Annotated in this window: 12 protein-coding genes and 1 pseudogene; 3 read left to right on the top strand and 10 right to left on the bottom strand. The window is 72.7% G+C overall.

What is annotated here, in order from left to right:
* Positions 1-19: 19 nt before the first annotated feature.
* Positions 20-1,276, top strand: coding sequence for a PP2C family protein-serine/threonine phosphatase (locus PUR53_RS38970; protein WP_329896595.1), 1,257 nt, complete (start codon positions 20-22; stop codon positions 1,274-1,276).
* Positions 1,277-1,465: 189 nt separating this feature from the next.
* Here PUR53_RS38970 and PUR53_RS38965 read toward each other — a convergent pair whose 3' ends face one another.
* The 10 genes and pseudogenes from PUR53_RS38965 to PUR53_RS38920 form a co-directional block, all read right to left on the bottom strand.
* Entirely contained in the window at positions 1,466-2,176 is a 711-nt protein-coding gene (locus tag PUR53_RS38965; RefSeq protein WP_329896596.1) for a GNAT family N-acetyltransferase, read from the bottom strand.
* Complete coding sequence (locus PUR53_RS38960) at positions 2,173-5,571, bottom strand: hypothetical protein (protein WP_329911497.1); 3,399 nt, start codon at positions 5,569-5,571, stop codon at positions 2,173-2,175. The genes PUR53_RS38965 and PUR53_RS38960 overlap by 4 nt, the downstream gene beginning before the upstream one ends.
* 93 nt (positions 5,572-5,664) lie before the next feature.
* Positions 5,665-7,740: pseudogene (locus PUR53_RS38955) on the bottom strand (iron ABC transporter permease); the annotation flags it as partial.
* 63 nt (positions 7,741-7,803) lie between these two features.
* Positions 7,804-8,781, bottom strand: a complete 978-nt coding sequence (locus PUR53_RS38950) for an ABC transporter substrate-binding protein (protein WP_329896598.1) — start codon at positions 8,779-8,781, stop codon at positions 7,804-7,806.
* Positions 8,778-9,647 carry an ABC transporter ATP-binding protein gene (locus PUR53_RS38945; RefSeq protein WP_329911496.1) on the bottom strand — a complete coding sequence of 290 codons (870 nt, stop codon included), beginning with the start codon at positions 9,645-9,647 and terminating at the stop codon, positions 8,778-8,780. Before PUR53_RS38945 ends, PUR53_RS38950 begins: the two co-directional genes overlap by 4 nt.
* Positions 9,648-9,862: 215 nt before the next feature.
* Positions 9,863-10,561: a nitroreductase gene (locus tag PUR53_RS38940; protein WP_329911495.1), complete on the bottom strand. Its 699-nt coding sequence runs from the start codon at positions 10,559-10,561 to the stop codon at positions 9,863-9,865.
* 596 nt (positions 10,562-11,157) lie between these two features.
* A complete protein-coding gene (locus PUR53_RS38935) occupies positions 11,158-11,895 on the bottom strand; it encodes an NADPH-dependent F420 reductase (RefSeq protein ID WP_329911494.1) in 738 nt (245 codons plus the stop codon).
* Between the two features lie 141 nt (positions 11,896-12,036).
* Positions 12,037-12,630 (bottom strand): TetR/AcrR family transcriptional regulator, encoded by a 594-nt coding sequence (locus PUR53_RS38930; RefSeq protein ID WP_329911493.1) that lies wholly within the window; start codon positions 12,628-12,630, stop codon positions 12,037-12,039.
* A gap of 91 nt (positions 12,631-12,721) precedes the next feature.
* Positions 12,722-12,985, bottom strand: coding sequence for a hypothetical protein (locus tag PUR53_RS38925; protein WP_329911492.1), 264 nt, complete (start codon positions 12,983-12,985; stop codon positions 12,722-12,724).
* 597 nt (positions 12,986-13,582) lie between these two features.
* Entirely contained in the window at positions 13,583-14,785 is a 1,203-nt protein-coding gene (locus PUR53_RS38920; protein WP_329896604.1) for a cytochrome P450 family protein, read from the bottom strand.
* Between the two features lie 476 nt (positions 14,786-15,261).
* Here PUR53_RS38920 and PUR53_RS38915 point away from each other — a divergent pair, with 476 nt between their 5' ends.
* Together PUR53_RS38915 and PUR53_RS38910 are read left to right on the top strand one after the other, a co-directional pair.
* Positions 15,262-17,067 carry an RICIN domain-containing protein gene (locus PUR53_RS38915; RefSeq protein WP_329911491.1) on the top strand — a complete coding sequence of 602 codons (1,806 nt, stop codon included), beginning with the start codon at positions 15,262-15,264 and terminating at the stop codon, positions 17,065-17,067.
* A 331-nt stretch (positions 17,068-17,398) separates the two neighbouring features.
* On the top strand, positions 17,399-17,530 hold the full coding sequence (locus PUR53_RS38910) for a hypothetical protein (protein WP_329911490.1): 132 nt from the start codon (positions 17,399-17,401) through the stop codon (positions 17,528-17,530).
* The last annotated feature ends 100 nt before the right edge of the window (positions 17,531-17,630 follow it).

Raw genomic sequence — 17,630 nt, 5'->3', positions numbered from 1 at the left:
TGAGGACTGCGGGCGAAACATGAGTCACACCCGAGAGCTCGGTGCCGACCGCGGTCCGATCGGGCCGCCCCGGACACGACCGGCCGCCCCGGGCGCGTCGCCCCGGAACCGGGCCGCCGCGCAGCTGGCCTCCGGGACGCCCGTACTGCCCGTGCTGATCGTCTCCGTCATCGTGGTCGTCGGTCTGTTCGGCGGGACCGGGCTGACGTGGCTGCCGCTGCTCGCCGTCGGGCCCGCGCTGGCCGCCACCACCAGCGGGCCGGGCGGCGTCCTCTGTGTCGGGCTGCTGGCCGGCGTGCTGGGCACACTGCTCGGCGTCCGGGAAGGGGCTCCGGGCCGTGAGCTGGCCGCCGTGCTGTCCGCGCTGGCGGCCGTCACCCTGGCGAGCGGCCTGGCCGGCGCGTTGCGGGGGCGGCGCGAGCGGGTCCTCGACGCCGTCCGCTCGGTCGCCGAGGCCGCCCAGCACGCGCTTCTGCAACCGGTGCCGGCGGTCGTCGGCCCGTTCCAGGTGGCCGTCCGGTACAGCGCGGCCGCCGCGGAGGCCCGTATCGGCGGGGATCTGTACGCGCTCGTACCCACCCCCTACGGGGTACGGCTGATCGTGGGTGATGTGCGTGGCAAGGGGTTGCCCGCGGTGGGGGTCGCCGCTCTGGTGGTCGGGGTGTTCCGCGAGGCGGCGTACGAGGAGCCCGACCTGCTCGCCGTCGTCGACCGGATCGAGCGGAGCCTGGCCCGCAACCTCCGCTGCGACGACTTCGTCACCGCCGTGGTCGCCGGGCACTCCGAGCCGGATCGGCTGGAGCTGGTCAACTGCGGGCACGCGCCGCCGCTGCTGGTGCGTGGCGACGGCGTGGTGCCCGTCGAGCCGGCCCTTCCGGCGCCGCCTCTCGGGTTGCGTGCCCTCACGGGCGAGACCCCCGCGCTCCAGACGCTGCCCTTCGCCGACGGCGACCAGCTGCTGCTCTACACCGACGGGGTCACGGAGGCCCGGGACCGCGACCGCGAGTTCTATCCGCTCACGGAGCGCCTGGCACACCACCTGTCCGAGGAGCCGTCCCACACACTCACGGCCCTGCACGACGAACTCCTCAAACACGTAGGCGGCCGCCTCCACGACGACGCGGCCCTACTCCTCCTCCGCAAACCACCCTCACCGACCACAACGACTCCGGAGGCCCCGGCCACTCCGGCGGCCCCGGCAGCTCCGGCAGCTCCGCCAGCTCCGGCAGCTCCGGCAGTCACGATGGACCCCGGCGCTCGATCGCGGCGGCCCTGACTTCGACTCTCGGGGGCTTGGGCAACGTCTCTGCAGGGTGTTGTGGCCGTGGCGCCACGGACCGGCCCAGGTCCACCGGTCCGTGGGCTTCCGGCCTCGGGCACCGCCTCCAACCCGACCCTCGAAGCCCTCGCCCCGCCCCCTCCACGACGCGCCCCGCCCACGCGCCGCCCTTTCCGCCCCGCCCCGTCAGCGTGTTGGCGGTGCGAAGTCGTACACGGTGAAGTCGTCGACCGGGCGGTAACCGAGGCGGACGTAGAGCGCGTTGCTCGTGGTGTTGTCGAGGTTGGTGAACAGCAGCACCTGCTGGGCGCCCGCGGCCGACGCGGCACGGCTCACCTCGGCGGTCACGGCCCCCGCGTACCCGCGCCCCCGCAGGCGGGCCGGGGTGTAGACGGCCGCCACCCGCACCTGACCGGCGATCACCGGGGTCACCGCGGCCATGGAGACGGGAACACCGTCCGGGGTCTCCCAGAGGGTGACACGTCCTTCGGCGAAGCGGGCGGCCGCCGCTCCGGACGGCGCCTCTCCGACGGCGGCGGCGAACTCGTCGTACCAACGGACGAGTCGCTCGCGGTCCCGCGGGCCGGCCAGACGCGCGGCGAGGGCGTCCGCCTCCCCGGGGGTGAGAGGCGTGAGGTTGAGCCGGTGGGGCGGGGTGCGGAAGAACGTGGCGCGGACCTCGCCCGCACGCTCCAGCCGACCGAGAACGGGGGCCTCGGCACCGTAGGCGTCCGCCCCGAACGTACGCAGTGTCTCGGTGACCGTGAGCTGCACGGTGTGCGGGGCGGGACGCGAGCGCAGGAAGTCCCCGGCTCGGGCGAGGAAGTCGTCGACGTCGCCGGTGACATGCCAGTGGCCGTTCTCGTCGGTGCCGCGCGGACCGTTCGGGGCCGTCATTCGTGGTGCGTCGTGGTCCGGTACGCCTGGTGGCGCACATCGGGGTCGGCATGGCGCCGCAGCAGCCGCAGCAGGGCGCGCCGCTCCTCGGTCCAGCCGAGGGACTGCCCCGCCCCCCGCACCAGGCCGACCGCCAGGAGGCCGGTCGCGGTGCCACCGTCGCGGGCGAAACCGTCGGCGGCGGTCATCAGGGCCTCGGCGCACCCCGGAGCGCGGTGCGCCGACGTCCGCAGCCGGTCGGAGGTCTGCACCGCGACACTCACCCCGACGTCCTCGAACGCCGCCGCCAGGTCCCGCAGCCGCCCGAGCAGTTCGGTCGGTTCCACGGCGAGGTCGACCAACTGGCCCAGCAGCTCGGCGTGTTCCGCCGCGAGCAGCGGTTCGCCCGCCAGTTGCGCGGCGACCGCCTCCAGCAACTCGGTGCGGACGTCCGCGGCGTAGGCGAACGACGTCAGGGGCCGCAGCCTCTGCAAGGCAGGCACGTCACGGCTCTCCAGCGCGTCGCAGCCGCCCTCCGGCGTGTGCGTCGCGGCCAGTAGTTCGGCCACCGCGCTGTGGAAGACGCTGCCGGGCGCGGCGCCGCCCACGGGGTGCGGCAGTTCGGAGACGGCCAGATCACGCAGCGCCCAAGCGGCGAAGCTCCAGCGCGTCCGGTCGCCGAGGTCGCTGACCGTCCGGGAGATGCGGTGGGCGATCTCGGGCGAGTAGCGGCACCACACCGCCATCGCACGCAGCACGGCGTGGCCGCCGTAGCCCTCCGAGAGCGCGAGGGCCCTGTCGTACGCCGCGAAGACGGCGGCGGCGTACGCCCGGCGGTGCGTCTCGGCCAACTCCCAGGGGGTGACGGCCAGGAGAGCTTCGTGCACGGGGGCGGTGTCGTCGCGTGCCGCGTCCTCGAGCAGGGCCCGGGCCTCCGGCTCGTCGAGCAGCGGGGGCAGCGCCCGGACGACGGCGGCCCGCACGTCTGGGTGGCCGTCGGGGGCGTGGTAGGTGCGCGCCAGCAGGGGTGCCGCGCTCCGGGGCGGCAGGAAGTGGGCGGTGAGCCGTACGGCCTCCTTGCGGGAGGTGACCTTCGCGGGCCGTTCCCCGGTGAGCAACGGGCCCAGGGCGTGGGCGAGTCGGGACGGGGCGGTGTGGCGGGCGGCGCGTGCCGCCGCGTACACGGCGACCCCGGCCCGGTCGCCGTCGGCCTGGTCGAGCAGCGTCGGCAGGGCGTCGTGGGGCCGGTCGGTTCGGGGCAGGGCGCCGAGCGCGGCCTCGGCGACGACCACGTCCGGGTCGTCCGTGTGCGCGAGCGCCAGGGCCCGCCCGAACTCGGGCACCGGGGCGGCGGCCCGGATCAGCACGGCCCTTTCGTCGAGCGGGAGCGTACGGTCCGCGATCGCCCGTGCGGCCAGCCGGACCGCCGCCCGCTGCTGGCGTGGCAGCCAGCGGTCGCTGTCGCCGAGGTCCGGCAGCGGGCGCCGGGCGCCCTCCACCAGGAAGCGGCCGTGGGGCGGGGTCTCGGCCAGCAGGGTGTCCAGCAGGTCCGTGCGCCGCCGGGACAGTATGTGCCGTACGGGAGGGAGGGCGACGGCCGACGGTTCGCGGGCGACGATGCGGGCGGCCCGTTCGTCGCGGGTCGCCGGTGCGGCCAGCCACAGCCGGGCCGCCGCGTCGACGGTCTCGTCGTCACCGCGTTCCACGGCTGTGGCCAGCCGGTCCTGGAGTTCGGGCAGCCGCCGGGCGCGCGGTCCCAGCGCGGCGGCCAGCCCCAACAGCAGCCGGAAGTCGGCCCGCCCGGCCCCGGCGTCGAGCCAGGGCCGCAGGGCGCCGAGGACCTCGTGCTCCTGCCCCCTGCGCAACTCCCGGTGCAGCTCCCCGAAGTCGGGCACCCCGACCCGCTCGGCGATCCGCACCAACACCCGCAGTGCCCACTCCCCCAGCCCGACTCCGCCGGCCCCATCCCCGGTCGCGGCCTCACCCCCCGTCGCGTGCTCGACGAGCAGGCGTACGGCCAGGGTGCGCAGGGCCGTCAGGGTGTCGGGCGACGTGTCCCGTGCCTCCAGCGCGCCCGTGGCGATCGTGTCGAGCAGCGGGGCGTCGTCCGGGGCGAAGACGCGCGGGGGTGTCGCGGCGAGGGCGCCGAGCGCCGCGGCGCGGACGGGGTCCCGATCGTTGCGCAGCCGTCGTCCCGCCGTCGTCAGCAGCTCGTTGATCGCCGCGCGGCCGCCGTCCCGGGCGGCGCAGGCCACGAACAGCGGCCAGGCGGCGGCCCGGTCGTCGGCGTCGGACCGCCCGATCGCGGCCAGCAGGGCGGGGCGTGCCTCGTCGAGCGGACCGTGGGCGAGGGTGTCCAGGTCGTCCCACCAGTAGTTGGTGCCGTCGAACGCGGCCACGGCGCGCCGCACCTCCGCCCAGCGACGCTCGCGCGGCAGCAGTTCGAGGACGGCCTCCGCGGCGTCGCCGCCGACGGCGTGGACGAACGCGGGGCGTCGGCCCGGAGCCATGGCTCCGACCAAGGCGCCGAAGTGCGGGCCGCGCCGCCGCCAGTGCCGGCCCAGCGCGATCAGTGACGCGGGCTCGGCCCGCACCAGCGCGCGCAGCACTCCGGGGGGCGGCACCGGCTCGTGGCGCTGCCGCTCGCGGTCGGGGGAGGTGATCCAGCGGATGACGCGTTCGACATCGGCGGTGGCCAAGGGCGTGAGCCCCCGGCTCAGGGCGGGCGGCAGGCTGCCGGGGCCGTGCCGCTCCAGCAGGGTCAGCACTCGTTCGGGGCGCAGGGGCGCGAGCGCCGCGACCGTGGTGGCGTGCACCCGCCACCAGTCGTCCCGCTGTTCCCCGCCCGCCCGGTCGGCCAGGGTCCGCTCGGCGTGGTCGAGCACCGGGTCGGGGTGCCGGGACGCGAGCCGGGTCCAGCCGTCGACGGCGTGTGCGAGTCCGGGCAACTCCCGTGCCACGAACGGGGTGGAGCAGGCCGGCAGCAGCCGCGCGGCCTCGGCGTCGCCCCACTCGGCGCGCAGCCGGACCACCATCCGCTCGGCGAGTGCGGTGCGGCCTCCGGCGGCGAGCAGACGGGCCAGCCGCTGTCGCCGCACGGCCGGTGCGTCGTCGTAGGCCGCCTCGACCGCCCGGTCCGGTACGGGCAGGTCGCGTGCGGCGCGCCGCGCGTACCCGGCGACCACCGGGTCCGGGTCGGCCAGTCGCTCCGCGAGGAACTCCACGTCCCGTCCGACGAGGGCCGCCAGCGCCGCGAGCCGCCGTTCGTAGGGTCCGCGGCCGTCCAGGTCGGTCAGGAGCGGGGCGAGGGTCCCCGCGTCCGCGAGCCCGCGGGCGGTCCGTGCCGTGAGGGTGAGGCGGGCGGGGAACGGCAACGGTGCGAGGGCGGACAGCAGTTGCTCCGCGGTGGTCGACATGGCGCCGATTGTGCCCGGCACGATCCGTCCGTGCGATCGATTAAGCACGGCGGGGACGGGTCGGCGCGCACCCTCGGGCGACGGCCTCGTGGACTACCGTCTGCTTCGTATCAGCAGGTGGAGAAAGTACGGCGTGCCGATCACGGCGGTCATCAGCCCGGCGCCGAGCTGGGCGGGGGCGATCACCGTACGGCCGAGGAGGTCCGCCGCGCAGACGAGCGTGGCCCCGAGGAGCACGGCGACCGGGACCACCCGTACATGCCGTCGGCCCACGAGCGCCCGCGCCGCGTGCGGTGCGACGAGGCCCACGAAACCGATGGTGCCGGCGGAGGCGACGGCGGTCGCACTGAGCAGGACGGCCACCACCAGGAACCCGAGCCTGGCCCGGGACAGTCGCAGGCCGAGCAGGCGCGGGGTGTGCTCGTCCAGGGAGACGAGGTCCAGTTCGGTGCGGCGGGCGACCGCGACGACGAGCCCCACGGCCACCACGCACGCGACGGGCAGCACGTCCGGCATGGTCCGGCCGTACGTCGAACCGGACAGCCAGGTCAGCGCCTTGGTGGCGTTGAACGGGTCGGTGAGCACGATGAGAAGACTGATCAGTGCCGTGGTCGCGGCGGCCACACCGATGCCGACGAGGACCAGCCGGTTCTGCTGGTAGCCGCCCCGGGCGGCGAGCCCGAAGACGACCACCGAAGCAAGAGCGGCACCCACGAACGCGGCGCCCGCGACGCCCCAGCCCCCGACGACGGGCACGGTGGTGACGAGCAGTACGGCGCCCAGCGCGGCACCGCCGGAGACACCCAGGATCGCCGGTTCCGCGAGGGGGTTGCGGGTCACGGCCTGCACCAGCGTGCCGGCCAGGGCGAGGGCCGCGCCCGCGCAGAGGGCCGCGAGGACCCGCGGCACCCGGGTGTCCAGGACGAAGGACACGGTCCGGCCGGCCCGTCCCTGTGCCCAGTTCGCGACGTCGCCGAGCAGGAGTTTGCTGTCGCCCAGCAGGACGCCGGCGACGGTGACGCCCACCGTCACGGCCACGAGCACGGCCAGCGTGACCAGGAACGCCGTACGGCTGGGGATGCGCAGCCGGTCGGGCGCCTCGGCTCCGGAGGTGTCCCGCAGCCGTAGCGCCATCACCACCAGGAACACCGCACCGACCAGGCTGGTGACGACGCCGGTGGGTACGGCGACCGCCGTGTCGGAGGGGACGAGGGCGCGCAGCAGGACGTCCGACCCGAGGACCAGCCCGGCCCCCACCAGGCCGGCCACGGGCACGGAGCCCCGGGTGCGCACGAAGCCCCGGAAGCGGCGGGCGAGGGGCCGCACCAGCGCGGGCGCGCACAGGCCGACGAAGCCGATGGGTCCGGCGAGGGTGACTGCCGCCGCGGACAGCAGGGTGGCGAGGACGACGACCGACACCCGGGTGGCGCGAACCGGGACGCCGAGCCCGCGCGCGGCGTCGTCGCCGAGGGCGAGCGCGTCGACCCGACGGGTCGTCAGCAGCAGGCCGACGAGCCCGATCGCGGCGACCGGGAGCATCTGCAGGACGCCGTCGAAGCCGTTCTGGCCGATGCTGCCCTGGTTCCACTGGTAGAGGCCCTCGGTCTGCTGCGGGAACAGCAGCATCAGGCCCTCGGTGAGGGAGTTCAGGCCCAGCATCAGGGCGGTGCCGGCGAGCACGAGCCGTACGGTGCCCGTGCCGAGGCCGGAGAGGGAGAGCACGACGGCCGCCGCCAGTAGTCCGCCCACGAAGGCGACGCCGGAGGAGGCGAGCAGGGGCAGTGAGACCCCGGTGACGCCGACGATGCCGAGGGCCAGGTAGGCACCGGCGTTCACGGCGAGGGTGTCGGGCGAGGCGAGGACGTTGCGGCTGACGGCCTGGAGCACGGCGCCCGCCACCCCGAGCAGGACGCCGACGAGGATGCCGGCGGTCATCCGGGGCAGCCGCGAGGCGATGACGACGGACGCGTCGCCCGGGTCGGCCCGTCCGGTCAGGGCCTTGAGCACCTCGGCGGGCCCGACGGCCGCGGTGCCCTGGGTGAGGTCGACGACGGCGAGGGCGGCGACCAGGAGGACGAGCGCGGCCGTCACCGCGGCCGCGCCCGTCCGGGTCGCCGCTGCCGACGGACGGGTGGCGGGGGAAGTCGCGGTGACGGCCATGGCTCCGTGCTTCTGCTTCGTCGCTACTGCTTCGTTGCTACTGCTTCGTTGCTTCTACTTCGTCTACTTCGTCTACTTTGTCAGTGCGTCGACGAGGCCGTCGATGTACGCCTCCATCGACCCGGGTCCGCCGAACATCCAGATCCCGTCGGGCAGTCGGTGCACGTCGCCGGACTTCACGAACGCGAGGGACTTCCAGACGGCGTTCTTCGCCAGTTCGTTGCCGAAGGGGTTGCTGGTCTCGTCCTCGTCGTTGCCTATGTAGGCGAACTGGACGTCCTTCGGCAGGCCGGTCAGGCCCTCGACGTCGGTGGTGCCGAGGCCGTAGTCGGCGTCGCCCTTCACCTTCCAGGCGTTCTTCAGACCGAGCCGCTCGTTGACGGCGCCGATCAGCGAACCGCTGGTGTACGGGCGCAGGGAGACCTGGTTGGAGGCGACGTAGCCGTCGGCGAAGGCGATGTCCGTGCCGTCGAGTCCGGCGTCGGCGAGCGCCTTCTTGCCCTCGGCGACCTTGGCCTCGAAGCTCTCCCGGGCGGTCTTCGCCCGGTCGGTGGTGCCGGTGGCCTTGGCGATGAGGTCGAGGTTGTCCAGCATCTGCCCGATCTGGTCGGAGGCGTCAGCGGACTGGATCCCCAGTACCGGGGCGATCTCGCGCAGTTGCTTGACGGCGGCGGGCGCCAGGTCGGAGGAGGCCACGATGAGGTCGGGCTTGAGGGAGGCGATGGTGTCCATGCTCGGCTCGCCCCGCGTGCCGATGTCCTTGGGCTCGTTCTTCAGCGGGACCGCCTGGTCCCAGGTCTTGTAGCCCTTGACGTCCGCGACGCCGACGGGGTCGACGCCGAGGGTGAGGAGGAACTCGACCTCGTTCCACTCGGTGGCGACGACCTTGGTGGCCGGGCCGTCGAGTTCGACCTTCTTGCCGGTGGAGTCGGTGAGGGTGATGGCCTCGGAGGCCTTCTCGGTGCTGTCGGCGGCGGGCTCGGTGGTACCGCAGGCGGCGAGGGTGAGCGCCGCGACGACGGTGGTCGCGGGGAGCAGGAGACGTCTCATGAGGTGGAGCGGAGCCTTTCGCTGGTGGTGGTGCGGGTGAGGTGACGACCGATCGGGCGGGTGCGCAGTCGGCCGGTGAGGGGGTCGGTGTCGACATCGATGCGGATGCCGTAGACGGCGGTCAGCCGTTCCGGCGTCAGGACGTCCTCGGGGCGGCCCTCGGCGACGATCCGGCCCGCTTCGAGCAGGGTGATCCGGTCGGCGACGGCCGCCGCCTGGTCGAGGTCGTGCAGCACGACGCCGACGGCGATCCCGTGGTCGTCCGCCAGATCGCGGACGAGGTCGAGGAGTTCGACCTGGTAGCGCAGGTCCAGATAAGTGGTCGGCTCGTCCAGCAGAAGGACGCCGGTCTCCTGGGCGAGACAACTGGCGAGCCACACCCGCTGCAACTGCCCGCCGGAGAGATGGTCGGCGCCGCGCTCGGCGAGGTCGAGGACGCCGGTGAGCGCGAGCGCCCGGTCGACGGCGGCCGTCGCGTCGGGGTCCCTGCGACCGAAGCGGCCCCGGTACGGGTAGCGGCCGAACTCGACGACGTCCCGCACGGTCAGTCCGCTGGGCGTGGGCCGACCCTGGGTCAGCAGGGCGACGTGGCGCGCGAACTCACGGGAGGTCAGGGCGAGTCCGTCGGTGTCGGCGTCGATCCGGAGCGCGGCGTGGCGGGGCCGCTGCAGCCGGGCTACGGTCCGCAGGAGCGTGGACTTGCCGCTGCCGTTGGGGCCGACCAGGGCGGTCACCTCGCCGGGCCGGAGCGCGATCGCGACGTCGTGCACGACGTCGACGCCGTCGTACGACACGGTCACGCCCGTGGCCGACAGTGCGTGCCCGCGGAACCTCGGGGTGTCGGCTGCTTCCTCACCAGATCTCACAAAAGAAGGTTAGCCTAACCTAAATATTGACTGACAAGCGGTCCCCATCGGCCGGATTCAGCCGGTCGACCCCGACTGCAGATCCCACACCCCGACCGGCGCAGCGACCGCGACCGTGCACACCGAGTACAGCCAGTCAGGTCAGCGTCTGGGCTACGCAGTGAGCGTCAAGTGTTCACGAGCAGCAGGAGCAGGCCGAGCCGCCGATTGTGGGGCTAGCGGTTGTCGAGGACGCCGGGGGTGTCGTGCACGACCACACTTTGCCGCAGCGGGATACGTCCCATGTTGATGTCATGCATGGGTGACGTCTGATCACCGATGCCGAAGGCGATACCGAACAGCAGCTTGAGCTCGTCGTCTACACCGAGGGACCTGCGGACTGTGTCGGCGTAGACGCCGAGGACGGCCTGCGGGATGCCCCGGTATCCGCGGGCGGTCAGCGAGAGCAGGAAGTTCTGGGCGTACATGCCGATGTCGCCGGCTGTTCGCACCCCGTCGCCGAGCACCGGCATGAAGAGGAGGGCGACGTGGGGCGCTCCGTAGAACCTCAGGTTCTCGCGGATGACCTCTGTCCTGCCTTCCCGGTCCGAGCGGTCGACACCACGGGCGCCGTAGACGATGGCCGCGTGCTGGTGCGACCGCTGCCGGTAGACGCCTTCGCCGTAATCGGAGCTGAAGTCGGGGGAGGTCAGGTCGTTTTCGTACGCCTCGAGGAGTTCCTCACTCAGGGCGTTGCGAGCCGCGCCGGAGACGATGTGGACGTGCCACGGCTGGGTGTTGCTGTTCGAGGGGGCTGTCTGCGCGTCTTCCAGAACGCCGCGGATGTCCATGGCGGGCAGTGGAGTGGGCAGGAACTGCCGGGGGGAGTGCCGGGTCCGCGCGAGATCGGTGAAGAACGAGGCGGTGGCGGGCAAAGCGGGTCCCTTCCAGAGTGTTGTGTTCAGGCGGGTTGTTGCGGCGTCCCCGTACTCGCATCCCCGGGCGGCACTGTGCGCTTGTCAGCCGAGCGATGGTGGGGATGGAGCCGGATCAGCTGAGTGACCTGGCAGGTGAGGCGGGGGTGACGTCGAGCGCTTGGGCCAGCAGCGCTCGCGAGTGCGCCCGGCCTTCGGGGTCCGAGATGACGTCCTGGACCATGACTTCCTCGACGCCGGTGGCCTTGCGCTGCCGGAGCCCGCTGGTCGCGGGTGCGGAGAACGCGCCGTGGCGCTGCAGGGCACGACTGGCGCCGTCAGGGGATCTTGCCGCGCTCGGCGGCCTGCGCGTAGCGCACGAACTGATCCATGTCCGTGTAGCTGGACAGGTTCGCCCCGGGCAGCCGCCACAAGTGTTCGACGGCCCGGTGCGGCGGCCGGTCCTTCCGGGTCGCTGCGCCTGCGCGCCCGGCGGGCAGCCGTGCACCGTGACCACGTGGGGCCGCGGCACCGGAGACACGACGGGACGTGCCCGACGTCCGCGCACCTCCGGTGCCGCGGCCCCACGCGTGCGCCGCCGTGCGGGAGGTGGGGTGTCAGCGGTGCGCGGCGCGGTTCATCTCGACGATGTCGTCAAGGGTGGGGGCGGCGGGGAGGGCGGCGATCCGCTGGAGCATGCTGTCGCGGACGGCGGCGTCCTTCACGCGGTCGGCCACGGCCAGGGCGGCGGGGAGTTCATCGAGGGTCAGCTCGGTGCAGTAGGCGGGGCCCATCGGCTGCTGGCGCCACGAGTCGGCCAGAGCGCCGGCGTCGTAGGGGTCGAAGCCGGTGTCGTCGACCAGGCTCATGGCTACCTTCTTCGCCTCCGCGGAGTCGCCGGCGACCGGGATGGCGATACGGCCCGCCGTGCCCGCCGGAAGTCCTCGGGTGCGCTGGGTCTCGGCCAGGGCGGCGTTCCACGCCTTGATCACGGGCCGGCCAAGGAGCTCGGATGCGTACACGCTCTCCACCTGGCCGCCGTCCTCCACCGCCTCGATCCGCCCGTTGAGGTGCGGGTAGTAGTTCGAGGTGTCGATCACCACGGTCTCGGCGGGGGCGGTGGCGATCAGCTCCGCCAGCTTCTCGTGCACCCCGAACGGGATCGCCAGGATGACCGCGTCCCGGCCCTGGACCGACGCGTCCAGGACCACCGCGTGGGCGCCCGCCTCCAGCACTTCGGCCGCGACGGCCTCGGGCCCCCGGGCGTCGGCCACCTGGACTTCGTGACCGGCCAGGCTCAGCTTGCGGGCGAGGTTTCCGCCGATCACCCCAGCACCGATAACAGTTATTTTCATGTTTTGTCCCTTCGAAGGTCATACCACCCCTGCGGGCGGCTTGGTGTGATGACGGCGTGGCGGGATCGCCGGGTCATAGCCCGGTCCCGTCGGGCGCCGGGACCTATTCCGGCGGTCCGGTCTTGAGTGAGGTGCCGACCGCTAGGCGCGGTCGTCCGGCTCGCGGTATCCGTGGGCGACGAGCGCCCGCAGCCGGTCGACCGACTCCCCGGTGGCGCCGGTGCCCTTGATCCAGGCGACCGAGCAGGCCGCGAGGAACAAGTCGTGGCCCGTCACCGACGGGCGCACGTACCCGGCGCGCTGTGCGGCTCGCACGTACGCGTCGGTCGTGGCGATGAGCTCGCCACAGGGGACGGTGAGCGGATTATCTGGGTCCTGCGCCCGGGTCGCCGCCATGAGGGGCTCGGGCAGCCCGTTGTAGGCGCTGACGTAGTCCTCCATCGCCCGCAGCCACTGCGTCAGCGCCGCACCGGCGTCGTCGATGCCGGCGATGTCCTCGCGCCGGGCCACCAGTTCCTCGGCGCGGGCCTGGAGGACGGCCGCCAGCAGGGCCTCACGGGTGGGAAAGTGTCGGTACAGCGTTCCCGGCCCGACGCCCGCCTCCTTGGCGACCGCCTCCAGTGACGTGCCGATGCCGTCCCGCAGGAAGTGGCGCTGGGCGGCCTCCAGGAGGGCTGCGCGATTGCGCTGGACGTCGGCGCGGGGCTTGCGTCCCTGTTGCTCCGTGGCGCTCATACACCCTCCTGCACTCTCTCGGTACGGCGACCCGATCAAAACGGAGGCCATCTCCGAATTATCTCCACACTAAAACGGATGCACCCTCCGGTCAAACCTGAGATTCGGCCACCAGGTCGCAACGCCCCGGGTGGTACTCCAGCTCGCCGCGGGTCCCCCGTCCGGCGCTGAACCGGCGCCCGTGCCAGGGGTGTTCGGGGCCGGCCGGATGGACGTGCCGCGCCAGGTCGCGTCGTACGGGGGTGGGCAGGGGCGTGGTGCGGGCGATCAGCCGCAGCTGTCCGGCAGGGTCGCAGCAGGCCGGCAGCAGCGCGACCGGCGCGGTGACAGTCCCGGTGACCCCCGCCGTGGGCATCGGCGGGAAGCCGCCGCAGCGCTGCGTCTGCGACGGCTTCGCGCAGGGCGCGACCAAGTGGCCCTCGCCAAGGGGGCTAACGTGAGGGCAAAGGCGAGGGCGAGACCGGCGCAGCCGATGGCCGCCGCCGGGGCGCCGGCCGGTGCCAGCGAGCCGACGGTCCCGGTCGTGCCCCACAGCACCGCCGCGACGAGGATGGGGGCGGGGCCGTCGAGGAGCCCGGCACGAGAGAGGCCGGTGCGGGAGAGACCGGTGCGGGAGAGACCGGTGCGGGAGAGTCGCGAGCCGGCGGTGGCCGGGCGCGCGGGAGTCAAGGGTGTGGTGCGGTTCGGCACGTCGTGAACTTCCGTCGTCGAATGCGTCTGGGACTGGATCCGGGACGGGCGCACGACGACAGCCCCTGACCGCCCTGCGGGTCGGTCGGGGCCGGGGATCGAACCGTCGGTGTCGGCGCCCGGTCAGGCGCCGAGCGGCGGCAGAACGACGTGCCAGTAGGTGTTCACGCCGGTACTACGGGGTTACGGGGTCACCGGACGCTCGTCCTCGCGCAACGGCGGACGCTCGCCCTCACTCGGCGGCGGACGGCCGGCGCCCCCGTCAGAAGCGCACCGGCAGGTCGAGCAGACCGCGGGCACGCATGGAGGGCCGCCAACGCACCTCGTCCGGCGCGATGTCGAGGGCCAGGTCGGGGAACCGGTCGAGGAGCGCGGCCAGAGCGATCTCGGTCTCCATCCGGGCCAACGGCGCGCCGAGACAGTAGTGGATGCCGTGACCGAGGGCGAGATGCCCGCTCGCGTCGCGGCCGAGGTCGAGCCGGTCGGGGTCGGTGAAGCGGTGCGGGTCCCGGTGCGCGGCGGCCAGGGACAACAGGACGGTCTCACCGGCCGGAACGACCACCCCGCCGAGGGTGACGTCCTCGACGGGGAAGCGCCGGATGGCCAGGGGTACGGGGCCGTCGTAGCGGGCCAACTCCTCGATCGCGCCGCTCAGTCGATCGGGATCGGCACGCAGCGCGCGCAGTTGGTCGGGGTGGCGGAGCAGGGCCAGGGTGGCGTTGCCGATGAGGTGGACGGTGTTCTCGTACCCCGCGAACAGGATCAGGAAGGCGAGGGACATGAGCTCGTCCTCGCTCAGCCGGTCCTCGTCGTCGCGTACCGCGATCAGGGCGGAGAGCAGGTCGTCCGACGGCTCGGCGCGCTTGCCGGCGATGAGCAGCGTGAAGAAGCCCAGCATGTCGCGGACGGCTTCCTTCGCGCGTTCCGGTCGTGTCGGGTCCGGGGCGATCAGGGTGTCGGTCCACGACCGGAAGTCGTGCCGATCGTGCGGGGCGACGCCGAGCAGGTCGCAGATCACGGTGATCGGCAGGGGCGCGGCGTACGACGCGATCAGGTCGGCGCGCCCGTGCGGTGCGATGGCGTCGAGCAGTGCGTCGGCGGTCCGGCGGATGGGTTCGCGCAGGCGGGCGACGCGGCGCGGGGTGAACGCCTGGGACACCAGACGCCGGATACGGGTGTGGTCCGGCGGGTCCATGTTCAGCAGGTTCGCGTCCAGCGCCGGCGGCAGGGCGAGCCCGTGGTAGCCACCGGGGGTCGCGTTGCGTTTGTCGAGGGAGAGCCGGGGGTCGGCGAGGGCCTGGCGTACGTCGTCGTACCGCGTGACAAGCCAGGCGGGAAGCCCGTCCGTCCCGGTGATCCGGTGCACGGGCCCGGCCTCTCGAAGCCGCGCATAGACCGCGTAGGGGTCCGCAACGAGCTCTGCGGGGTCGACGAGGGGCGGCTGTTCGGGCGTTGTGGTGGACATGGGTCTCCACCCTAGTGAGTCGCTCGAAACCCGCCGAGCGCAACGCTTGTTCGGCAGGTCAAACGGCGCTTCGCGAGACCTCACCAATATCTTCCGCACCACTTGACGCACACCTTCTGACTGCGTAGACATGACAGCGCAGTCAGGGCGAGGAACGGCTGACACCGCTTCGAAGTCCACCTTCCGCACGACCGGGGCCGGGAACGCACACGTGCCCGACTCCGGGGCATCCGACCGACGTCAATGCGGTGGGCCGACCGACGTCACTTCGGTGGGCCAGCCAACGTCACTTCGGCGGGCCCGGCCGACGTCACGACGAGATCCCGTCCCGCCGACATCGCGCCGACCCCGGATCCGTGAGCCGTGCGTGTCCCCGTACTTGACGACATCGGCGCCCCACAGTCACCCCGTGGCCCCACCATCCCCCGTGGCCGACGACCCCGGCACCACCGTGTGCATCCCCAGAAGGAGGAACCGTGCAAAGACGCACTGTGAGAAAGGCGTTGGGAACCTTCGCCGCGGCGTCCGCGCTGCTGGCCGTACCCGCCTCCGGCGCGCAGGCGTACAACCCGACGGGCGGCACCCTGTACCAACTCGGCAGCGAGCCGTGCCTGAAGGGACGTGGCAACTGCGCGGTCTACCCCAAGTCGGCGCAGCTGCCGAGCGGGCGTCTGGTGGCCGCGTTCGAGAGGTCGACGGTCGTGTCGGAGACGGGCAGCGCCGACAAGCAGACCCTCCCGGTCTACAAGAGCGACGACGACGGCACTTCCTGGCAGCCGTTGTCGGAGGTCAAGGCACCGGCGTACCTCTCCGGCGACGCCAAGTACGCGAATTACACGAGCAACTGGACCAACCCGTACCTCTACGTCCTTCCCCAGGACGTCGGGGACCTGAAGCAGGGCACCCTGCTTCTCGCGAGTGTCGTCTCGGGCGACGACCACTACTACAAAGAGCACAAGGCGGCCGACCCGAGCTGGACGCCGTCCAACGACGGTGACCGCAAGGACCTGGCGATCGCCCTGTACTCCAGCACCGACGACGGCGTGACCTGGAAGATCCTCAACGTCGTCGCGACCGGCGGCTGGCAGGGCGGCAGCGCGGGTGCCACGGGGCAGAACATCGCCGTCGCCAACACGAACAAGCAGGTGGATCCCCTCTGGGAGCCGTATCTGATGGTCCACAAGGGCCAACTCGTCTGTTACTACTCCGACGAGAACGACTACACGGGCTTCAACGCGACCACCGGCGTGCCGACCCTCGACCCCGCCAACGACACCGCCAAGGACTCCCTGGGCCAGATCCTGGTGCACAAGACCTGGGACGGTCGCAGCGCGAACTGGAGCGCACCCGTCGTCGACATCGCCGGGCTGACCCAGGACATGGGTGGCGGCAAGACGGAGATCGGCGGCGGCCGTCCCGGCATGACCAACGTCGTCCGCACCACGGACGGCAAGTGGCTGCTCACCTACGAGTACTGGGGCGGCGGAGCCAACACCCGGTACCGGCTCGCCGACGACCCGCTGAAGTTCTACACCGGCTCGCCCACCGGCACCGGCGTCAACTCGCTGCCGACCGACACCGGTTCGCGCACCCTGTCGATGAACGGCAGCCCCGTGATCATCCGGCTCCCGGGCGGCCGGCTGGTCTACAACGCCGCGGGCAGCGGCAACGTCTGGGTCAACGAGTCCGGACGCGGCGACGGGACGTGGAAGGAGTACCAGACCACCTCCCAGGCCGGCTACAGCCGAAGCCTCCAGTACGTCGAGGGCACCGGCCGGGTCTCGATCCTCAACAACCAGGGCACCTCCACGCTGAGGTTCGCCGAGGTCGACCTCGGGCACAGCGACGGCGCCTACTACCAGTTGGTGAACCGCAGGACCGACCAGGTCATCGGTACCGGCAACAAGACCAACGACGCCAACATCGGCAACGGTGACGTGCCCGACGTACGTCTGGAGGCCCCCGGGTCGGCGGCGAACGCGGACACCCAGTTCTGGCACGTGGTGACCGAACCCGGCGGTGGCGTGACCCTGTTGAACAAGGCGGGCGGGCGCGCGGCGGCCATCTGGACCGGAAACGCGACGGCCGGGCAGAGGATCGGCCAGTGGGTGGACAACAGCGGCACCGGCAGCTGGAACCTCGTCAGGACCGGTGACGGCTTCTACAGGCTGCAGTCCGTCAAGAACACGAGCCTCTACCTGACCGGCGCGTCCGCCGGGTCCCCGCTGACGCTGCAGCCGACGTCGACGGACGGCTCACAGGACTGGGAGCTGCTCCAGTAACGCCGGGCCGGCGCGAGGGGCCCCCGTCACCGCGACGGCACGCTGCATCCCGTCGTGGTCACGGGGGGGGCGAGCCAAGGCGACGTGATCGTCCAGGTGGACACGGACGCGATCGGGTCGCCGTCGGCGGTCAGCACGCACCCTTCCGTCGCGGATTCAGCATCCGCCCCCGCGCGCGCCCCTTCTTGGACCGCAGCCCCTCGGCACCCCCTATCCGAGGAAGGACAGCCGGACCTGGCGGTGGGGGTTGTCCTTGTTGGTGTCCACCAATCTCCGTTAAGGCAACTGCCAAGATACCGCCAGGCTCCACGAGTCAGCAGAGCCCGTCCGCGTGATCGTCAAGTACAAGGAGACGGCTCGGGGCGGGCTCGCGGTGGCCATCCACCACGTGATCGACGCCTCTCGGGAATCAGGCTTCGACGCCGATGCCCGCGGCTGGTCGCCGTCCTCCTCCGCCTGCTGAGCACTTGGCCGCGGCTCACGACCTCGTTCCGGCCGGTCCGGCCTCCCGCAGGACGGCGGCCGGGTCAGGCATCCTCAAGTCGACCCGTTCCGCTGTCGTT

Origin of the sequence: Streptomyces sp. SP18BB07 (genome assembly GCF_036322545.1) — a bacterium.
GTDB classification, from domain to species: domain Bacteria; phylum Actinomycetota; class Actinomycetes; order Streptomycetales; family Streptomycetaceae; genus Streptomyces; species Streptomyces deccanensis.
Note: the sequence above shows the minus strand (reverse complement) of the source record. Positions and strands in the feature narration are given on the sequence as shown.